At 62.3% G+C, this 15,062-nt stretch carries 15 protein-coding genes; 8 read left to right on the forward strand and 7 right to left on the reverse strand.

Annotation, left to right across the window (positions count from 1 at the left end; translation table 11 throughout):
• Window positions 1-55: 55 nt before the first annotated feature.
• Entirely contained in the window at window positions 56-676 is a 621-nt protein-coding gene (locus AC0GUR_RS08600; RefSeq protein ID WP_472877045.1) for a phosphatase PAP2 family protein, read from the reverse strand.
• 267 nt (window positions 677-943) lie between these two features.
• Here AC0GUR_RS08600 and ligA point away from each other — a divergent pair, with 267 nt between their 5' ends.
• The 3 genes from ligA to gloA2 are packed head-to-tail and all read left to right on the forward strand — an operon-like array spanning window position 944 to window position 4,714.
• Window positions 944-3,361 (forward strand): NAD-dependent DNA ligase LigA, encoded by a 2,418-nt coding sequence (ligA, locus tag AC0GUR_RS08605; RefSeq protein ID WP_472877046.1) that lies wholly within the window; start codon window positions 944-946, stop codon window positions 3,359-3,361.
• Window positions 3,358-4,314, forward strand: a complete 957-nt coding sequence (gene epmA, locus AC0GUR_RS08610; RefSeq protein ID WP_472877047.1) for an EF-P lysine aminoacylase EpmA — start codon at window positions 3,358-3,360, stop codon at window positions 4,312-4,314. The genes ligA and epmA overlap by 4 nt, the downstream gene beginning before the upstream one ends.
• A gap of 4 nt (window positions 4,315-4,318) precedes the next feature.
• Window positions 4,319-4,714 (forward strand): SMU1112c/YaeR family gloxylase I-like metalloprotein, encoded by a 396-nt coding sequence (gene gloA2 / locus AC0GUR_RS08615; protein ID WP_472877048.1) that lies wholly within the window; start codon window positions 4,319-4,321, stop codon window positions 4,712-4,714.
• Between the two features lie 82 nt (window positions 4,715-4,796).
• Here gloA2 and aqpZ read toward each other — a convergent pair whose 3' ends face one another.
• A complete protein-coding gene (aqpZ, locus tag AC0GUR_RS08620; protein ID WP_472877049.1) occupies window positions 4,797-5,501 on the reverse strand; it encodes an aquaporin Z in 705 nt (234 codons plus the stop codon).
• Between the two features lie 239 nt (window positions 5,502-5,740).
• Here aqpZ and AC0GUR_RS08625 point away from each other — a divergent pair, with 239 nt between their 5' ends.
• Window positions 5,741-7,063 (forward strand): MFS transporter, encoded by a 1,323-nt coding sequence (locus AC0GUR_RS08625; protein ID WP_472877050.1) that lies wholly within the window; start codon window positions 5,741-5,743, stop codon window positions 7,061-7,063.
• 27 nt (window positions 7,064-7,090) lie between these two features.
• Here AC0GUR_RS08625 and hflD read toward each other — a convergent pair whose 3' ends face one another.
• The 3 genes from hflD to AC0GUR_RS08640 are packed head-to-tail and all read right to left on the reverse strand — an operon-like array spanning window position 7,091 to window position 9,346.
• Window positions 7,091-7,714 carry a high frequency lysogenization protein HflD gene (gene hflD / locus AC0GUR_RS08630; RefSeq protein ID WP_472877051.1) on the reverse strand — a complete coding sequence of 208 codons (624 nt, stop codon included), beginning with the start codon at window positions 7,712-7,714 and terminating at the stop codon, window positions 7,091-7,093.
• Window positions 7,715-7,724: 10 nt separating this feature from the next.
• The gene (gene mnmA, locus AC0GUR_RS08635) at window positions 7,725-8,855 is read right to left on the reverse strand and encodes a tRNA 2-thiouridine(34) synthase MnmA (protein WP_472877052.1); all 1,131 of its coding nucleotides are present in this window, start codon (window positions 8,853-8,855) and stop codon (window positions 7,725-7,727) included.
• Window positions 8,852-9,346 (reverse strand): NUDIX hydrolase, encoded by a 495-nt coding sequence (locus AC0GUR_RS08640; RefSeq protein ID WP_472877053.1) that lies wholly within the window; start codon window positions 9,344-9,346, stop codon window positions 8,852-8,854. Before AC0GUR_RS08640 ends, mnmA begins: the two co-directional genes overlap by 4 nt.
• Window positions 9,347-9,468: 122 nt before the next feature.
• On the opposite strand from AC0GUR_RS08640, the gene clpS reads away from it, so the two are divergent.
• Window positions 9,469-9,795, forward strand: a complete 327-nt coding sequence (clpS, locus tag AC0GUR_RS08645; protein WP_019466735.1) for an ATP-dependent Clp protease adapter ClpS — start codon at window positions 9,469-9,471, stop codon at window positions 9,793-9,795.
• A 134-nt stretch (window positions 9,796-9,929) separates the two neighbouring features.
• Entirely contained in the window at window positions 9,930-12,197 is a 2,268-nt protein-coding gene (gene clpA / locus AC0GUR_RS08650) for an ATP-dependent Clp protease ATP-binding subunit ClpA (protein WP_472877054.1), read from the forward strand.
• A 154-nt stretch (window positions 12,198-12,351) separates the two neighbouring features.
• Here the strand turns inward: clpA and infA are convergent, their stop codons facing one another.
• Both infA and AC0GUR_RS08660 read right to left on the reverse strand, forming a co-directional pair.
• On the reverse strand, window positions 12,352-12,570 hold the full coding sequence (gene infA, locus AC0GUR_RS08655; protein ID WP_019466733.1) for a translation initiation factor IF-1: 219 nt from the start codon (window positions 12,568-12,570) through the stop codon (window positions 12,352-12,354).
• Window positions 12,571-12,652: 82 nt separating this feature from the next.
• The gene (locus tag AC0GUR_RS08660; protein WP_472877055.1) at window positions 12,653-12,928 is read right to left on the reverse strand and encodes a polyhydroxyalkanoic acid system family protein; all 276 of its coding nucleotides are present in this window, start codon (window positions 12,926-12,928) and stop codon (window positions 12,653-12,655) included.
• A 102-nt stretch (window positions 12,929-13,030) separates the two neighbouring features.
• Between AC0GUR_RS08660 and AC0GUR_RS08665 the strand changes: the two genes are divergently transcribed.
• Complete coding sequence (locus AC0GUR_RS08665) at window positions 13,031-13,798, forward strand: FHA domain-containing protein (RefSeq protein ID WP_472877056.1); 768 nt, start codon at window positions 13,031-13,033, stop codon at window positions 13,796-13,798.
• 100 nt (window positions 13,799-13,898) lie between these two features.
• Window positions 13,899-14,984: a 3-phosphoserine/phosphohydroxythreonine transaminase gene (serC, locus tag AC0GUR_RS08670; RefSeq protein WP_472877057.1), complete on the forward strand. Its 1,086-nt coding sequence runs from the start codon at window positions 13,899-13,901 to the stop codon at window positions 14,982-14,984.
• Window positions 14,985-15,062: the final 78 nt, after the last annotated feature.

Raw genomic sequence — 15,062 nt, forward strand, 5'->3', positions numbered from 1 at the left:
CATCATCACGTGATACCGCTCACGCCGGCATCACGTGGATGAATGTCAGGTGCCATCAGTCGAAGTGGTGCACATAGCCCACCTGGAAACCGCCCGGCAGCAGTGAAAGTATCCAGGGCGAGTCGCGATGGCTGGCCCACAAGCCAACACCGACACCGATAGCCGCACCGAACAGCACGTCGCTCTGCCAGTGGCCGTGGGTTTTTACGCGGGCCACCGCGTCATAGGCGGGCAACAAGGCGAGCAGATAGACGGCCGGGTGTTCGCTGCCGTAGGTGGCAATAAACGGCGTGACAGCGGCTGATACGGCTGCGACTTCACCGCTAGGGAAACTCTGGTACTGAGTACCCTGGAACCATTTGTTGGGGTTGGTGTTTTGCGAGGGGCGTGGGCGCTGAAAAGTCCATTTCATCGCCTGCGTACCGACCGCAGTAACCGCCATGGAATCCACCGAGCGCCAGAACGTGTCGCCCAGTTGATCGTTGCCGCCCAGCCAGAGGGCGCCACCCGCCACCGTGACAATGGTGCCGTAGATCAGGATCTCCTGGTTGCTGCGTTTCCAGATACCGCTGTTGTCGTAGGGCACAAGGTGGTCCATGCCCAGGATGCCGCTACCGGCCCAGGCGGGGCCGCAGGCAAGGACAAACGCCAAAGCCGCCAGCTGTCGAGTACGCATAAGCTCACCCTCCAGAGTGCAATCGGCTTGAGTTGTCAACGAACCGTACGCCGGTCCTCTTTCTTTGTGCTTACGAATTGCTGAAAACCGTTGCCTTGCCGTGAAGGCAACATTGACCACATTCCGCACACCGGCGGTGTCTCGGCTCGACCGACCACCATCCTCCCCTCGCTATGGGCGCGGTGGCCCGCGAACAGGTGGTGCTGGGGGCAACAGCGATACTTGATCAGTGTTGCCTTAAACTCCGCGGGCTATGAGGACACCTGCATGAGCCAGAGCCAAGCCCACGATGACCTCGCCCGCGCCGCCGAGCTGCGCGCGAAGATCGAGCGCGCCAACTACCGTTATCACGTGCTCGATGATCCAGAGATCACGGACATCGACTACGACCGGATGCAGCGCGAGCTGGAAGCGCTGGAGCTTGCACATCCCGAGCTGGCCACACCCGATTCGCCGACCCGCAAGGTCGGCGCGCGTGCACAAGGTGGCTTCGCGGAAGTGCGCCATGCCATACCCATGCTGTCGCTCAATAACGCGTTTGAGCTGGATGGCGACAACGATCGCGAGCGCTATCGCGAAGTGGTGGAGTTCGAACGTCGCATTGAACAGACCTTGGACAGGCGCAACCCGGTGTTCTCGGTGGAGCCCAAGCTTGACGGTCTGGCCATCAGCCTTCGCTACGAAAATGGCGTGTTCGTGCAGGGTGCCACGCGCGGCGATGGTGAGACCGGCGAAGACGTGACCACCAATTTGCGCACCGTTCGCGCGATTCCGTTGCGCCTCATGGGTGAGGGCTGGCCGCGCGTGCTGGAAGTGCGCGGCGAAGTCATCATGCGGCACAAGGATTTCGAGGCATTCAACGCCTATGCCCGTGCGCACGGCGAAAAGGTGCTTGCCAATCCGCGCAACGGTGCGGCAGGCTCGTTGCGTCAGCTCGATCCTGCCATCACGGCCAAGCGCAAGCTGAGTTTCTTTGCCTACGCCGTGGGCGACGTGCAGGGCGGTGACTTGCCTGCAACACATTCGAAGACATTGGCGCAGCTGCGTGACTGGGGTTTTCCGGTGTCGAGCGAGGTGGAAACGGCGCGCGGCTTCGATGGCCTGATTGCGTACTATCGCCGCATTGGTGCCAAGCGCGACAGCCTGCCTTACGACATCGATGGTGTGGTCTACAAGCTGGATGATTACGAAGGCCAGCGTGTCATGGGCTTCGTGTCGCGAGCGCCGCGCTGGGCGATTGCGCACAAGTTTCCCGCGCAGGAACAGACCACCACGGTCGAAGCCATCGAGATCCAGATCGGGCGCACTGGTGCCGCCACACCGGTCGCTCGCCTCGCGCCGGTGCAGGTGGCCGGTGTTACCGTCACCAACGCCACGCTGCACAACGCCGATCAGGTGGCGCGCCTGGATGTGCGCGTCGGCGATACCGTGATTGTGCGCCGCGCAGGCGATGTGATTCCCGAGGTCGTCCGCGTGATGCCTGAGCTGCGTCCCGGGCATACCCACGCCTGGCATATGCCCTCGAATTGCCCGGTGTGCGGTTCGGCGTTGCTGCGCGAAGAGGGTGAGGCCGCGTGGCGCTGCTCAGGTGGCTTGATCTGCCCGGCGCAGCGCAAGGAAGCCCTCATTCATTTCGCGGCGCGTCGCGCTATGGATATCGAAGGCATCGGCGAGCGTTTCGTCGATGCCTTGGTGGATTTCGGTTACGTGCACACGCCGGCCGATCTCTACAAACTCACGTTGGACGATTTCCTGGAGATGAAGCGTCGCGCCGACGCAGTGCAACAAGCCCCCTTGGGGGGCGAGCGCGATGGCACCACGCCGGAAACGGTCAAGCAGGGCAAGGTTGCCACGAAGTGGGCGGAGAACCTCATCGAGGCCATCGAGGCCAGCAAGCACACAACCTTGCCGCGCTTCCTGTTTGCGCTTGGCATCATGCACATCGGTGAAAGCACGGCGAAGACGCTGGTTGCCTGGCTGGGCAGTTTGGCGGTGATTCGCCGCATGCCGGCCTCCATCCTGCGCGTGCTGCCCGATATCGGCCAGGAAGTGGCAACCTCGATTGCCGGTTTCTTCGCGCAGAAGGGCAACCAGAAGGTGGTCGACGCGTTGCTGGCGTCCGGTATCGTGTTCTCCGACGAAACCCATCCGTCACCGAAGCTGCGTCAGCGCCTGGACCTTTCCGTGTTGCTCGACATGGCGGGCATCAACAAACTGGGCCCCAAGAGCATCAAGCTGTTGGCCGAGCGCTTCCCGTCGTTGGATAAGCTGCTCGCTGCCGGTCCGTCGCATTGGGTGACCGCCGGCTTGCCATCGGCAGCCTCGACCAGCCTGGGGGCATTTTTTGCGCACGAGAAGAACCTGCATCCCCTGCGCGAAGCGGACGTGGCGATGAACGAGTTGCTCGCCGCGATTCCGGCCGCTTCGAGCTCGGCGTCGGCACCACTCGACGGCCAGACCTTCGTGCTCACCGGTACGCTGGCGTCGCTCAGTCGCGATGAAGCAAAGGAGCGGCTGGAAGCGCTGGGCGCCAAAGTGGCGGGCTCAGTATCGAAAAAGACCAGCTTTGTGGTGGCTGGCGAGGCAGCTGGCTCCAAGCTCGACAAGGCGCGCGAGCTCGGCGTGGATGTATGGGACGAGGGGCAGCTGCTCGCCTTGCTGGCGCAACACGAGGGCGGGGCATGAACCTGCATCTGGCGGGCCGACTGCACCTGCGCGCGAGGCTGTATGCGCAGATCCGCGCCTTTTTTGCGGCGCGCGAAGTGTTGGAGGTGGAGACGCCCATTTTGTCCGCGGCGGGCAATACCGATCCCAATATCGAGAGCTTCAGCACCACCTTCAGTGGTCATGTCGACGCTGGTTCGCCCCAACGTTGGTTGCGCACCTCGCCCGAATATCCGTTGAAGCGACTACTCGCTTCTGGCGTAGGCGACTGCTACGAACTGGGGCGCGTCTTTCGCAACGGCGAAGCTGGTGGGCGGCACAATCCCGAGTTCACCATGCTCGAGTGGTACCGCGTCGGTTGGGACCATCATCAGCTGATGGAAGAAGCGATTGCGCTGGTGGAAATGGCACTCTCGCTGGTGGGGCGGCGCGCCGAGGTATGGGTGGAGGGTTATCGCCAGCTATTCATCGACGAGCTCGGCATTGATCCCGTACATGCACCGGTGTCGCAGCTGCAGGCGGCACTGGATGAGTTCAATATCTCCGGTGAAGGCCTTACGCGCGATGACTGGCTGGACCTGCTGATCACACACCGTCTGCAGCCATCTTTTCCCGCCAATCGCATCACCGTCATTCACGACTATCCGGCATCGCAGTGCGCCCTCGCCAGGATTCGGCCGGGGGATCCGCCGATGGCTGAGCGCTTCGAGCTTTACCTGGGGCGCTATGAATTGGCCAACGGTTATCACGAGCTCAACGATGCCGCAGAGCAGCGCCGCCGTTTCGAGCGCGACAACACCGTGCGCCAGTCACGTGGCCAGTCGCCCATTCCCCGCGATGACCAACTGCTTGAAGTGTTGGATGGCATGCCTGATTGCGCGGGTGTGGCGCTCGGTATTGAGCGGTTGCTGATGTGCCTGGTGGGCACGGACGCCATTGCCGACGTGCTCACGTTCCCGTTTTCGGAAGCCTGAGCTCGTGGCAACGCCGCTGTTGCCCGTGATCCACCACGTGGCATTGATCTGCTCGGACTATGCGCGCTCCAAAGCGTTCTATACCGAGACGCTGGGGTTTCGGATTCTCCACGAGGTTTACCGGGCGGAGCGCGATTCGTGGAAACTCGACCTGGAAGTGAGCCATGGCGTGAGCCTGGAGCTGTTTTCATTTCCTTCACCGCCACCACGCCCATCGCGACCGGAAGCGCAGGGCTTGCGCCATCTGGCATTTGCCGTGCCGGAGTTGGCGGTAGTGATCACTACGCTGGAGACGCGTGGCGTGAGCTGTGAGCCGATACGGGTGGACGAATACACCGGCCGACGCTTCACCTTTTTCGCCGACCCGGATGGATTGCCCATCGAGCTCTACGAGGCGTAACGCGGCGCCTTGACCTAAAGAAAACCCGACGGCTCTCGCGAGCGGCCGGGTTTTCTATCGGGGCGTTACGAAATATCTGCGCTTAGCTCTCGCTTGAATCGAGAAGGTGTCGATAGATCAGACCACCCACGACACCACCGATCAACGGAACTACCCAGAACATCCACAGCTGGCCCATGGCCCAGCTGCCCTGGAACACGGCCACCGCCGTGCTTCGTGCCGGATTGACCGAGGTGTTGGTGATCGGAATGGAAATCAGATGGATAAGCGTAAGGCAGAGGCCGATGGCCAATGGCGCAAAGCCGGTCGGTGCCAGCTTGTGCGTGGCGCCATTGATCACGATGAGGAAGGACGCCGTCAGTACGAACTCGGCCGCCATGCAGGCCATCAAGGAGTAGTGACCTGGCGAATGCTCGCCATAGCCGTTCGAGGCAAAGCCACCTTCGATGGGGTCGAACACAGGACGGCCGCTGGCAATCATGTAGATCATGGCACCGGCCGCGATACCGCCAATGACCTGGGCGATCCAGTAAGGCACTACATCCTTGGCGGGCAGACGTCCGCTGGCCCACATGCCTGCGGTCACGGCGGGGTTGAAGTGAGCACCGGAAATGTGACCCACGGCGTAGGCCATGGTCACTACGGTGAGGCCGAAGGCGAGGGCGACGCCAGCAAAGCCGATGCCCAGTTCAGGAAAGGTTGCAGCAAAAACAGCGCTGCCGCAGCCGCCAAACACCAGCCAGAACGTACCGAAGAACTCTGCTCCCAAACGCTTGCCCATACTCATACGGACTCTCCTTGCCAGATTTTCGGGGGAATGGCCTGGGCAGCATCCTTGCGTGACTTCCACAACGATCCCAAATTGAAACAGGCTCTTAGTGCTGGGCCCAGGTGGCCATAGGCTAGCAAAGTACCCGGCTGGGTAGTCCACGGAGCGTGACGTAACGGCAAAGCGTGACGCAGCGAATAGGCATTGTCTTTCTGTATGCTGCCCCGTCGCTCTCATCTGGAACCGTAGGATTACTGATGACGCAGGTTTTCCCGACTACGCCGGCACTGGCGCCCCCTGCGCGCCGCCTTGGCGCTCGCGATATCCAGACGCTGCTGCTGGCCTCATTGGGTGGCGCGCTGGAGTTCTATGACTTCGTGGTATTCGTGTTCTTCACGATCCCACTCAGTCATCTGTTCTTCCCGGAAAACACCGCGCCCTGGCTGGCTCAATTGCAGGTTTACGGCATATTCGCCGCGGGCTATCTGGCGCGCCCGCTGGGCGGCATCGTGATGGCCCATTTTGGTGATCGGCAAGGGCGCAAGCGCATGTTTACGCTCAGCGTGTTCCTGATGGCGCTACCCACCTTGGCCATCGGCCTGTTACCCGTCTACAAGAGCGTTGGTCTGCTGGCGCCGTTGTTGCTCCTGTTGATGCGGGTGGTGCAGGGTGTGGCGATTGGCGGAGAGGTGCCGGGAGCCTGGGTGTTTGTCGCAGAGCACGCACCGCGTGGGCGCGTGGGTTTTGCCTGCGCGTGCCTCACGTCGGGGCTGACGGCGGGCATCCTGATCGGTTCGCTGACCGCAGCATGGATCAACCATCACCTGGCTCCAGAAGAGGTGCTGCGCTGGGGCTGGCGCGTGCCCTTCTGGTTGGGCGGCTTGTTCGGCTTCATTGCGGTGTGGCTGCGACGCTGGCTCAGCGAAACGCCCGTATTTGCCGAGTTGCGCGAACGCAAGGCGCTGAGCCGCGAGTTACCTTTGCGTAGCGTGTTGCAGAGTCACCGACGCAGCGTGGTGCTGTCCATGGCGGTGACATGGTTGCTTACGGCGGCCATTCTCGTGCTGATTCTGATGTTGCCCAATCTTGCGCAGAAGTCGTTTGGCATGGCGCCGGACCTGGCCTTTTTCGGCAACAGCGTCGCCGCGTTCTGTCTTGGTCTCGGCTGCCTGGCTTATGGGTGGCTAGTGGATCGCATCGGCGCGCCGCTGGCTTTGCTCATCGGTTCGTTGGCGCTGGTGGCGTGTACCTACGCGTTGTTTGGTGATCTCGCAGCGGGTGGTGCGCACTTTCTACCCCTGTATGCGCTTACCGGCTTTCTGGTAGGTGTTGTTGGGGTAGTGCCCACCATCATGGTGGCTGCGTTTCCCGCGCCCGTCCGTTATTCCGGCATTTCGTTTGGCTACAACGTGGCCTACGCGGTGTTTGGTGCAAGCACGGCAACGCTGATCGGCTATCTCGCCGAGAAAGCGGGGCACATGGCACCCGCTCACTATGTGGCGATGACAGCGGTAGTCAGCGTGGTCGCTGCGTTGTGGCTGCTGGGATCGCGGCGCGGCTCAGGGGACGTGGCGATATAAGAAAGGGATTTGCCACTCCTCTGCTCGTCAGGTGTTGTTGATGGTCGACCCTGTCAGCAATCCGCGCGCCAGCATGCTGCACTGCTTGCGGTAGAGCAGCATTTGCCATTGGCGCCCACCCACCTGATGCCACAGCACGGCCGAACGCACGGCAGCAAGCAGGTTGGTGCGAACCTTTTCCACCACGGCCGGTTGCTGCAGTTGCTGCGGGTTGCCTGTCACCATCACGCGAGGCTTCAGCGTGGACAGCGTGCTGGCATACAAGCCAGCCAGCCGCTTCACGACTTGCGGTGAATCGGCGCCGAAATGTTCCACCTGGCGCTGGGCGGAAACGATGCCCTGCTGCAACTGCTCAAGCAGGTCGGAACGACGCGCCAGGCTGCGCTCAAGTCGCATGACGGTAAAAGCCATACGGGTGATCGCCACGTCGCGATTGTTCTCGTCCAGCAAGCTGATGAGCTGGCGCAACCCCAGTCGCACGGCGGCGACGTCGCCATAGACGCCCACCACAGATGGCGCATCGATGCGGAACACGCTGGCCATGCTGGCAGCCATGGCAATGTCGTCGCAGCGGCCATCATTGGCCAGTTGCTGGGCGAGCGTGGTGGCCTGAAACAGACCAGCCAGGGCCAGCACGCGCTCTTCATTCATGGCAAAGGCTTCAAGCACCGGAAAGGGTCTCTGAGAGGGAAGGGGCATCATTCCAGCCGCCGAACGGTGCGTCGGTGCGGTCGATCACGGCGCCACCCAGGCAGGCTTCGCCGTCGTAAAAGACGACCGACTGGCCGGGGGTGACGGCCCGCTGCGGTTCGTCGAAGATGACTTCGAGGCCGTCTTCACGTACGAACACTTCACAGGCCTGATCTGCCTGGCGATAGCGTGTCTTGGCGGTGCAGCGGAAGCGACTCGCCGGAGGCTCGCCAGCCACCCAGCTGGGTGATTCGGTATGCAGGCGTCGCGAATACAGCCAGTGGTTCTCGCCGCCCTGTGCCACGTAAAGCACATTGTTGGCTACGTCCTTGCCCACCACGTACCAGGCCTCGCCGCTGGCGCCGTGACGGCCACCAATGCCCAGGCCGTTGCGTTGGCCCAGGGTGTAATACATCACGCCCTGATGCTCGCCCACGGCCTCCCCATCCGGCGTGCGCATGGGGCCGGGCTGGGCGGGAATGTACTGAGTCAGGAAGCTGCGAAAGTCACGCTCGCCGATGAAACAGATGCCGGTGGAGTCTTTCTTGGCGTGGGTCGGCAGGGCAGCCTCCAGCGCCATCTGGCGCACCTTCGACTTCTCGATCTCGCCTACCGGGAACAAGGTGGCGGCCAATTGTTTCTGGCCTAGCGCGTGAAGGAAGTAGGTCTGGTCCTTGGACGCATCCACGGCACGCAGCAGGCGGTATTTGCCCTCATGAAAATCCACGCGGGCATAGTGGCCCGTGGCGATCTTGTCAGCGCCCAGGGCGCGGGCCTCGTCCAGAAAGGTCTTGAACTTGATCTCGCGGTTGCACAGCACATCCGGGTTTGGCGTGCGGCCCGCGCGGTATTCGGCCAGGAAGTGCTCAAACACGCCGTCCCAGTATTCGGCGGCAAAGTTGCGGGCATGAAAGGGAATGCCCAGGCGTCCACAGACGGCCACGGCGTCCTTGCGGTCGATGTCGGCAGTGCAGGGGCCGTTGCGGTCGTCCTCTTCCCAGTTCTGCATGAACAGGCCTTCGACCTCGTGGCCGGCCTGTTGCAGCAGCAGTGCAGCCACCGAGGAATCGACACCGCCCGAGATGCCAAGCATGACTTTCACGGGTAGCGGTCCTCAACCAGCAGGCTGTGCAGCATCGCCAGCGGGTAGCGTTGGCCAGCCAGCCAGGCGTCGATGCTCATCAGCACCAGCGGGCTACGCAGTTGATCGCCCAGAGCCACGATTTCCTCGCGGGTGAGCCACAGGGCGCGGCGAATACCGTCGTCGAGGGGGCGGTCAGGGTCATGACGCACCGCACGGGCGCCAAAGCTGAATCGCACGACACCATCGCCATGCTCGGTGCTACGCCACTGGTGCACACCGATCAGGTGTTCCAGCGCCACCGTCCAGCCGGTTTCCTCTAACGTTTCACGCACGGCAGCGGAAACCAGGCTTTCCCTGTCATCCAGATGGCCCGCCGGTTGGTTATAGGCAAGGCGACCGTTCACCTCTTCCTCGACCATCAGGAAACGGTCACCGTCGGCAACGACGCATGCGACCGTGACATGCGGGCACCAGACAGAGCGGGAGGTGATGGGGTGGGAATCAGCCATTGGGAATAGTTGGCGACGATATCGCCACTGGAAAAGCGGCCATTGTGCCATTACCTGAAGCCGATCATGTCCGCCAAGCCACGGCGGTATACTTTTCCCCAAGGAAAACCAACGTAGAACCCATGGCTCACGAACCCGAACACGAACAAGGCAGCGGTCACGGCCTGGCACTGGAAACCTCTCGGCCGGAGGTGGCTCGCCCCCCTCTCTTCCAGGTGGTGCTGCTGAACGACGATTTCACACCGATGGACTTTGTGGTTGAGGTACTACGCAGCTTCTTCAATCTGGATCAGGAGCGGGCCGTGCAGGTGATGCTGCATGTCCATACGCGCGGGAAGGGAGTCTGCGGGGTGTTCACCCGGGAAGTCGCTGAAACCAAGGTGACCCAGGTGAACGAATATTCACGTGCCCATCAGCACCCGTTGTTGTGCACTATGGAAAAGCTCTGAAAACGGTAGCGAGGGCGCCAATAGTTATCCCATGCCCTGTTACTCATGGCACGGATATTGAAAGGCTACGGGTATCCCCCCATCTCGTAACCATCGCGGCAATGCCGCCCTGTAACACAGCGGAGTAGGTCCGGATGTTCAGCAAGGATCTCGAAGTCACCATAGGCCAGTGCTATAAACAGGCCCGCGAGCAACGTCATGAATTCATGACGGTGGAGCACCTGCTGCTCGCGCTTACCGAAAATCAATCCGCCCTGGGCGCCCTGCGTGCCTGCGGGGTCGACCTGCCGCGCCTCTCCCGCGAGCTGGAAAAGATCATTGCCGAAACCGTGCCGGTGTTGCCGCACGGGGACGAGCGCGATACCCAGCCGACGCTGGGCTTCCAGCGCGTGCTGCAGCGCGCGGTGTACCACGTGCAATCCTCGGGGCGTAAGGAAGTCACCGGCGCCAATGTGCTGGTGGCCATCTTCGGCGAAAAGGATTCGCACGCCGTGTATTTCCTGCACCAGCAGGAGATCACCCGGCTCGACGTGGTCAATTACATTTCCCATGGCATCGCCAAGATTGGCGACGAGCCTTCCTCCAGCATGCCGGGCGCCGAGCGCGAGAGCGAAGACGGCGAGCCCAAGGGCAACCCGCTGAGCGAGTACGCCAGCAACCTCAATGAGCTGGCGCTGGAGGGCAAGATCGATCCGCTGATTGGCCGCCAGGACGAAATCGAGCGCACCATCCAGGTGTTGTGTCGCCGCCGCAAGAACAACCCGCTGTACGTGGGTGAGGCCGGCGTGGGCAAAACCGCTCTGGCGGAAGGTCTGGCCAAGCGCATCGTCGATGGCGATGTGCCGGAGGTGCTGGAAAACGCCACCATCTGGTCGCTGGACCTGGGCGCACTCGTCGCTGGCACCAAGTACCGCGGCGATTTCGAGAAGCGCCTGAAGGCGGTCATCGGTCAGCTGAAGAAGCAGCCGGGTGCGATTCTGTTTATCGACGAAATCCACACCATTATCGGTGCAGGTTCCGCCTCGGGCGGCACCATGGATGCCAGCAATCTGATCAAGCCCATGCTGGCATCGGGCGAGTTGCGCTGCATCGGTTCCACCACGTTCCAGGAATTCCGCGGCATATTCGAGAAGGATCGCGCGCTGGCACGTCGCTTCCAGAAGATCGACGTGGTCGAGCCGACCGTGGCCGACAGCTTTGAGATCCTCAAGGGCCTGCGTTCGCGCTTCGAGGAACACCACAACGTCACCTACACCAGCGAAGCACTGAAGGCAGCGGTGGATTTGTCGGTGAAACATATTCCCGACCGTCTGCTGCCCGACAAGGCGATTGACGTGATCGATGAAGCTGGCGCGCGTCAGCGCCTGCTGCCGGCAGATCAGCGCACCGGCAAGGTCGACGTGCCTGAGGTCGAGTACATCGTCGCGAAGATGGCGCGCATTCCTGCCAAGCAGGTGTCGGCGTCGGATCGCGACGTGCTGAAGAACCTCGAGCGCAACCTCAAGATGGTCGTGTTCGGTCAGGACCAGGCCATCGAGGCGCTGGCGGCATCCATCAAGATGGCGCGTTCGGGCCTTGCCGATCCGTCCAAGCCGATCGGCTGCTTCCTGCTCGCCGGCCCCACCGGTGTCGGCAAGACGGAAGTGACCAAGCAGCTGGCCATGCAGCTGGGCATCGAGATGATCCGCTTCGACATGTCCGAGTACATGGAAGCGCATTCGGTGTCGCGCCTGGTGGGTGCACCTCCGGGGTACGTCGGTTTCGACCAGGGCGGCCTGTTGACCGAAGCGGTGACCAAGCATCCGCATGCGGTGCTGCTGCTCGACGAGATCGAGAAGGCGCATCCGGATGTGTACAACATCCTGCTGCAGGTGATGGACCGTGGCGTGCTCACCGACACCAACGGTCGCGAAGCCAACTTCAAGAACGTGATCGTGGTGATGACCACCAATGCGGGTGCGCAGCAGGCGTCGCGTCGCGGCATCGGCTTCGTCAAGCAAAGTCACACGATGGACGCGATGGAGGTGATCCGACGCATGTTCACGCCAGAGTTCCGCAACCGTCTGGACGCGATCATCCAGTTCAATGCGCTGGGCTTCGACCACATCCTGCGTGTGGTCGACAAGTTCCTGATCGAACTGGAGGCCCAGCTCACCGAGAAACACGTGAGCCTGGATGTGGACGGCGATGCCCGCCGCTGGCTGGCCGAGCACGGTTTCGATCCGCAGATGGGTGCGCGTCCGATGGCTCGTGTGATTCAGGAGAAGGTGAAGCGTCCGCTGGCCGACGAGCTGCTGTTCGGCAAGCTGGCCGATGGCGGCAAGGTGCGCCTGAGCGTCGCCGATGGCGAGCTGCTGGTGACCACTGAGGCGGCCGAGGCGCTGCCGGCAACGGTGACCTGACTGTCGCTTATCTGGGAGCAAGAAAAAGGCCGCGCACCGCGCGGCCTTTTTTAAGCCTCTGTAGGAGCGCACTTGTGCGCGACCACAGGGCTGGGCTGTACCTCTTCGTAGGCCTGTCGCGCACAAGTGCGCTCCTACAAAAGAGAGCCGCGGATTACTTCATGCGGTAGGTGATACGACCCTTGGTCAGGTCGTATGGGGTCATCTCCACCTTCACCTTGTCGCCGGTGAGGATGCGGATGTAATGCTTGCGCATGCGGCCGGAAATATGGGCCGTGATGACGTGGCCGTTTTCCAGCTGCACGCGGAACATGGTGTTGGGCAGGGTCTCCTGGACCGTACCTTCCATTTCGATGACGTCGTCTTTGGCCATGCGTTCCGGTGGGGCTTGGGCAGCCGTCATGGCCGCGTAAGCCGGCGATTATGCCACGGAAGTTCCTCTGGTTAAACAATCATCAGGCAAAATGCTCATCCAGCTTGCGACGGATCTCCTGTTCCACCATGCCCTTGAGCGGGGCCAGCATCATGCCAAGCTCGGCCGTGACCTGGATGGCGTCGGTGGTCACGGCAATGCTGCCGGTCACGCCCGGGCGCGAGAAACGCAAGGTGTCGCCTTGCCACTGGCCTTCCATGCCGAACTTTTCCTGCATGCGTGCGGCCACCTTGTCGACCACGGCGCGGGCCGCGGCGACGGGGAGCTGGTGCGGTCGGCGGATATCGATTTTGGGCATGTAAGCGCTCCTGAACAGGCAAACCTACATGGTATGCCAGATAGGCTCGGAGAGAGCGCACGCATCTGTTAGAGTCCCGGCCGTCTATCGACTGGTTCACTGATGCGCATCGAGTTTCCCAATTCAGCCCGAGAGGACTTTCACTGGGACGCTCCTGCGCTACGTGTCGGCAGTGCGCCGGACAACGATCTGATCCTTGCCACGCACCAGGCCGTCGCCTATCACCTGCGCATCCAGCTGGATCGCCGTGGCTGGGTGCTGCAAGTGCTGCCCCAGGGTGGTCGCATCTACGTCAATGCGCGTCCGGTACGAGAGAAGGCGCTGGTACGTCCGGGTGACATTCTCAGCGTCGGCGATTGCCGCATGCTGCTGCGCACGGACGAGGAGCCTGCCCATAGTCTGCCGGTCACGGTGCCCGCCGAGGGGCGTTGCACCGTGGCGCTGCGCACGGTGGCGGGGCCGCTTTCCGGTCGAGTGCTGTCGCTTCAGAACAAGCTGGAACTGGGCCCGCTGGGCCGCATCCCGCTGGAGCTGCCGCAAGGCGAAAGTGCCTCCTTGTCCGTGTTCTGGCGCGACGGCTTGCTGTTGCTGGAGGCTGGGCAGCGTTCGGCCCGATATCCGCTGCGCGTCAACGGGGTGCCGGTGGAGCAGGCTAGCCTGCGACCAGGCGACCAGATTGGCCTGGGCATGCATCGCTTTGTGGTCGATGCCCCGGGCCTGGAGCCCGAGCCCGAGATTCCGCAGCCCGAACCTGAGCCCACCCATTTGCCAGAAGAAGACGCTGGCCCTCGCGGTGAAGTGTGGTGGCTGATCGCCACGGCGGCCGTGCTGGCCCTGGGCATTGCCGTGGTGCTGTTGGTCCGCTTCTGAGGCGACCAACGGGGCCGTTTCGTGGCACCTTCGCACGGGTTGACGCTGCATTGCTGCGACGCGGCATAATGCGGTGACTCTACCCGCGAAGGCTTCGTCAGTGAGCAGACTCTGGAATTTCAGCGCCGGCCCGGCCGCGCTGCCGCAACCGGTACTGGAGCGCGCCCAGCGCGAATTGTTGGACTGGAACGGTTGTGGCGCCTCCGTCATGGAGCTGTCCCATCGCGGCAAGCTGTTCATGGGGCTGGCCCAGCAGGCCGAAGCGGATCTGCGCGAGCTGCTTGGCATTCCCGAGAACTTTGCGGTGCTGTTCCTGCAGGGCGGCGCCACCCAGCATTTTGCCCAGATTCCGATGAACCTGGCGGGCGAGGGTGAGGGTGCCGACTACATCGTCACCGGCCACTGGAGCGAAAAGGCGGTAAGTGAGGCGGCGCCGTATGTGAAGGTGAGTGTGGCTGCCAGCAGCAAGGGCGAGCAGTACCGGCGCACCCCTCCACGTGATACCTGGCAGCTCAATCCACGCGCTGCCTACGTGCATTACACGCCGAACGAAACCATCCACGGCGTCGAGTTCCACGACATTCCCAACGTCGGTGAAGTGCCGCTGGTGGCCGACATGTCGTCGGACATCCTGTCAGGCCCGATCGATGTGTCGAAGTTCGGGCTGATCTATGCCGGTGCGCAGAAGAATATCGGCCCCTCCGGGCTGGTGGTGATGATCATCCGGCGCGATCTGCTCGACCGGGCCTCGCGCCCGATGGCGCGCATCTTCCGCTACGCCGATCACGCGGCGAACGACTCCATGCTCAACACTCCCAACACCTGGGGTTGGTACCTGGCAGGCCTGACCTTTCAGTGGCTGAAAGAGCAGGGCGGTCTCGCCGTGATGAGCGAACGCAACCAGGCCAAGGCGGATCTTCTGTACAGCACCATCGATGGTTCTGGCGGCTACTACTGCAACCCGGTGGAGCATGCCTCGCGCTCGCGCATGAATGTGCCGTTTACGCTGCACGACAGCGCGCTGGATGCGGATTTCCTCAAGGAGTCGGAAGCGGTCGGCCTGCTCGCGCTCAAGGGCCACAAGGCGGTAGGTGGCATGCGTGCATCGATCTACAACGCGGTGCCGCTGGAGGCGGTGCAGGCGCTGGTGTCGTTCATGGGTGATTTCGCAAAACGTCACGGATGAAACCGTTGCACGAGGACCGATAGATCAAGCAGGATCACTGGTTCCCCGTTTGGACATCTTTCCCTCCAGGTCTTCACG

The organism is Dyella sp. PARNA 12/25 (assembly GCF_055702865.1).

Coding starts and splice junctions, on each gene's coding strand:
- AC0GUR_RS08640 (WP_472877053.1), bottom strand. CDS start 9,346: ATGGCTGATTCCCACCCCATCACCTCCCGCTCTGTCTGGTGCCCGCAT.
- clpS (WP_019466735.1), top strand. CDS start 9,469: ATGGCTCACGAACCCGAACACGAACAAGGCAGCGGTCACGGCCTGGCA.
- aqpZ (WP_472877049.1), bottom strand. CDS start 5,501: ATGAGTATGGGCAAGCGTTTGGGAGCAGAGTTCTTCGGTACGTTCTGG.
- AC0GUR_RS08600 (WP_472877045.1), bottom strand. CDS start 676: ATGCGTACTCGACAGCTGGCGGCTTTGGCGTTTGTCCTTGCCTGCGGC.
- ligA (WP_472877046.1), top strand. CDS start 944: ATGAGCCAGAGCCAAGCCCACGATGACCTCGCCCGCGCCGCCGAGCTG.
- AC0GUR_RS08665 (WP_472877056.1), top strand. CDS start 13,031: ATGCGCATCGAGTTTCCCAATTCAGCCCGAGAGGACTTTCACTGGGAC.
- AC0GUR_RS08625 (WP_472877050.1), top strand. CDS start 5,741: ATGACGCAGGTTTTCCCGACTACGCCGGCACTGGCGCCCCCTGCGCGC.
- infA (WP_019466733.1), bottom strand. CDS start 12,570: ATGGCCAAAGACGACGTCATCGAAATGGAAGGTACGGTCCAGGAGACC.
- epmA (WP_472877047.1), top strand. CDS start 3,358: ATGAACCTGCATCTGGCGGGCCGACTGCACCTGCGCGCGAGGCTGTAT.
- hflD (WP_472877051.1), bottom strand. CDS start 7,714: ATGAATGAAGAGCGCGTGCTGGCCCTGGCTGGTCTGTTTCAGGCCACC.
- AC0GUR_RS08660 (WP_472877055.1), bottom strand. CDS start 12,928: ATGCCCAAAATCGATATCCGCCGACCGCACCAGCTCCCCGTCGCCGCG.
- clpA (WP_472877054.1), top strand. CDS start 9,930: ATGTTCAGCAAGGATCTCGAAGTCACCATAGGCCAGTGCTATAAACAG.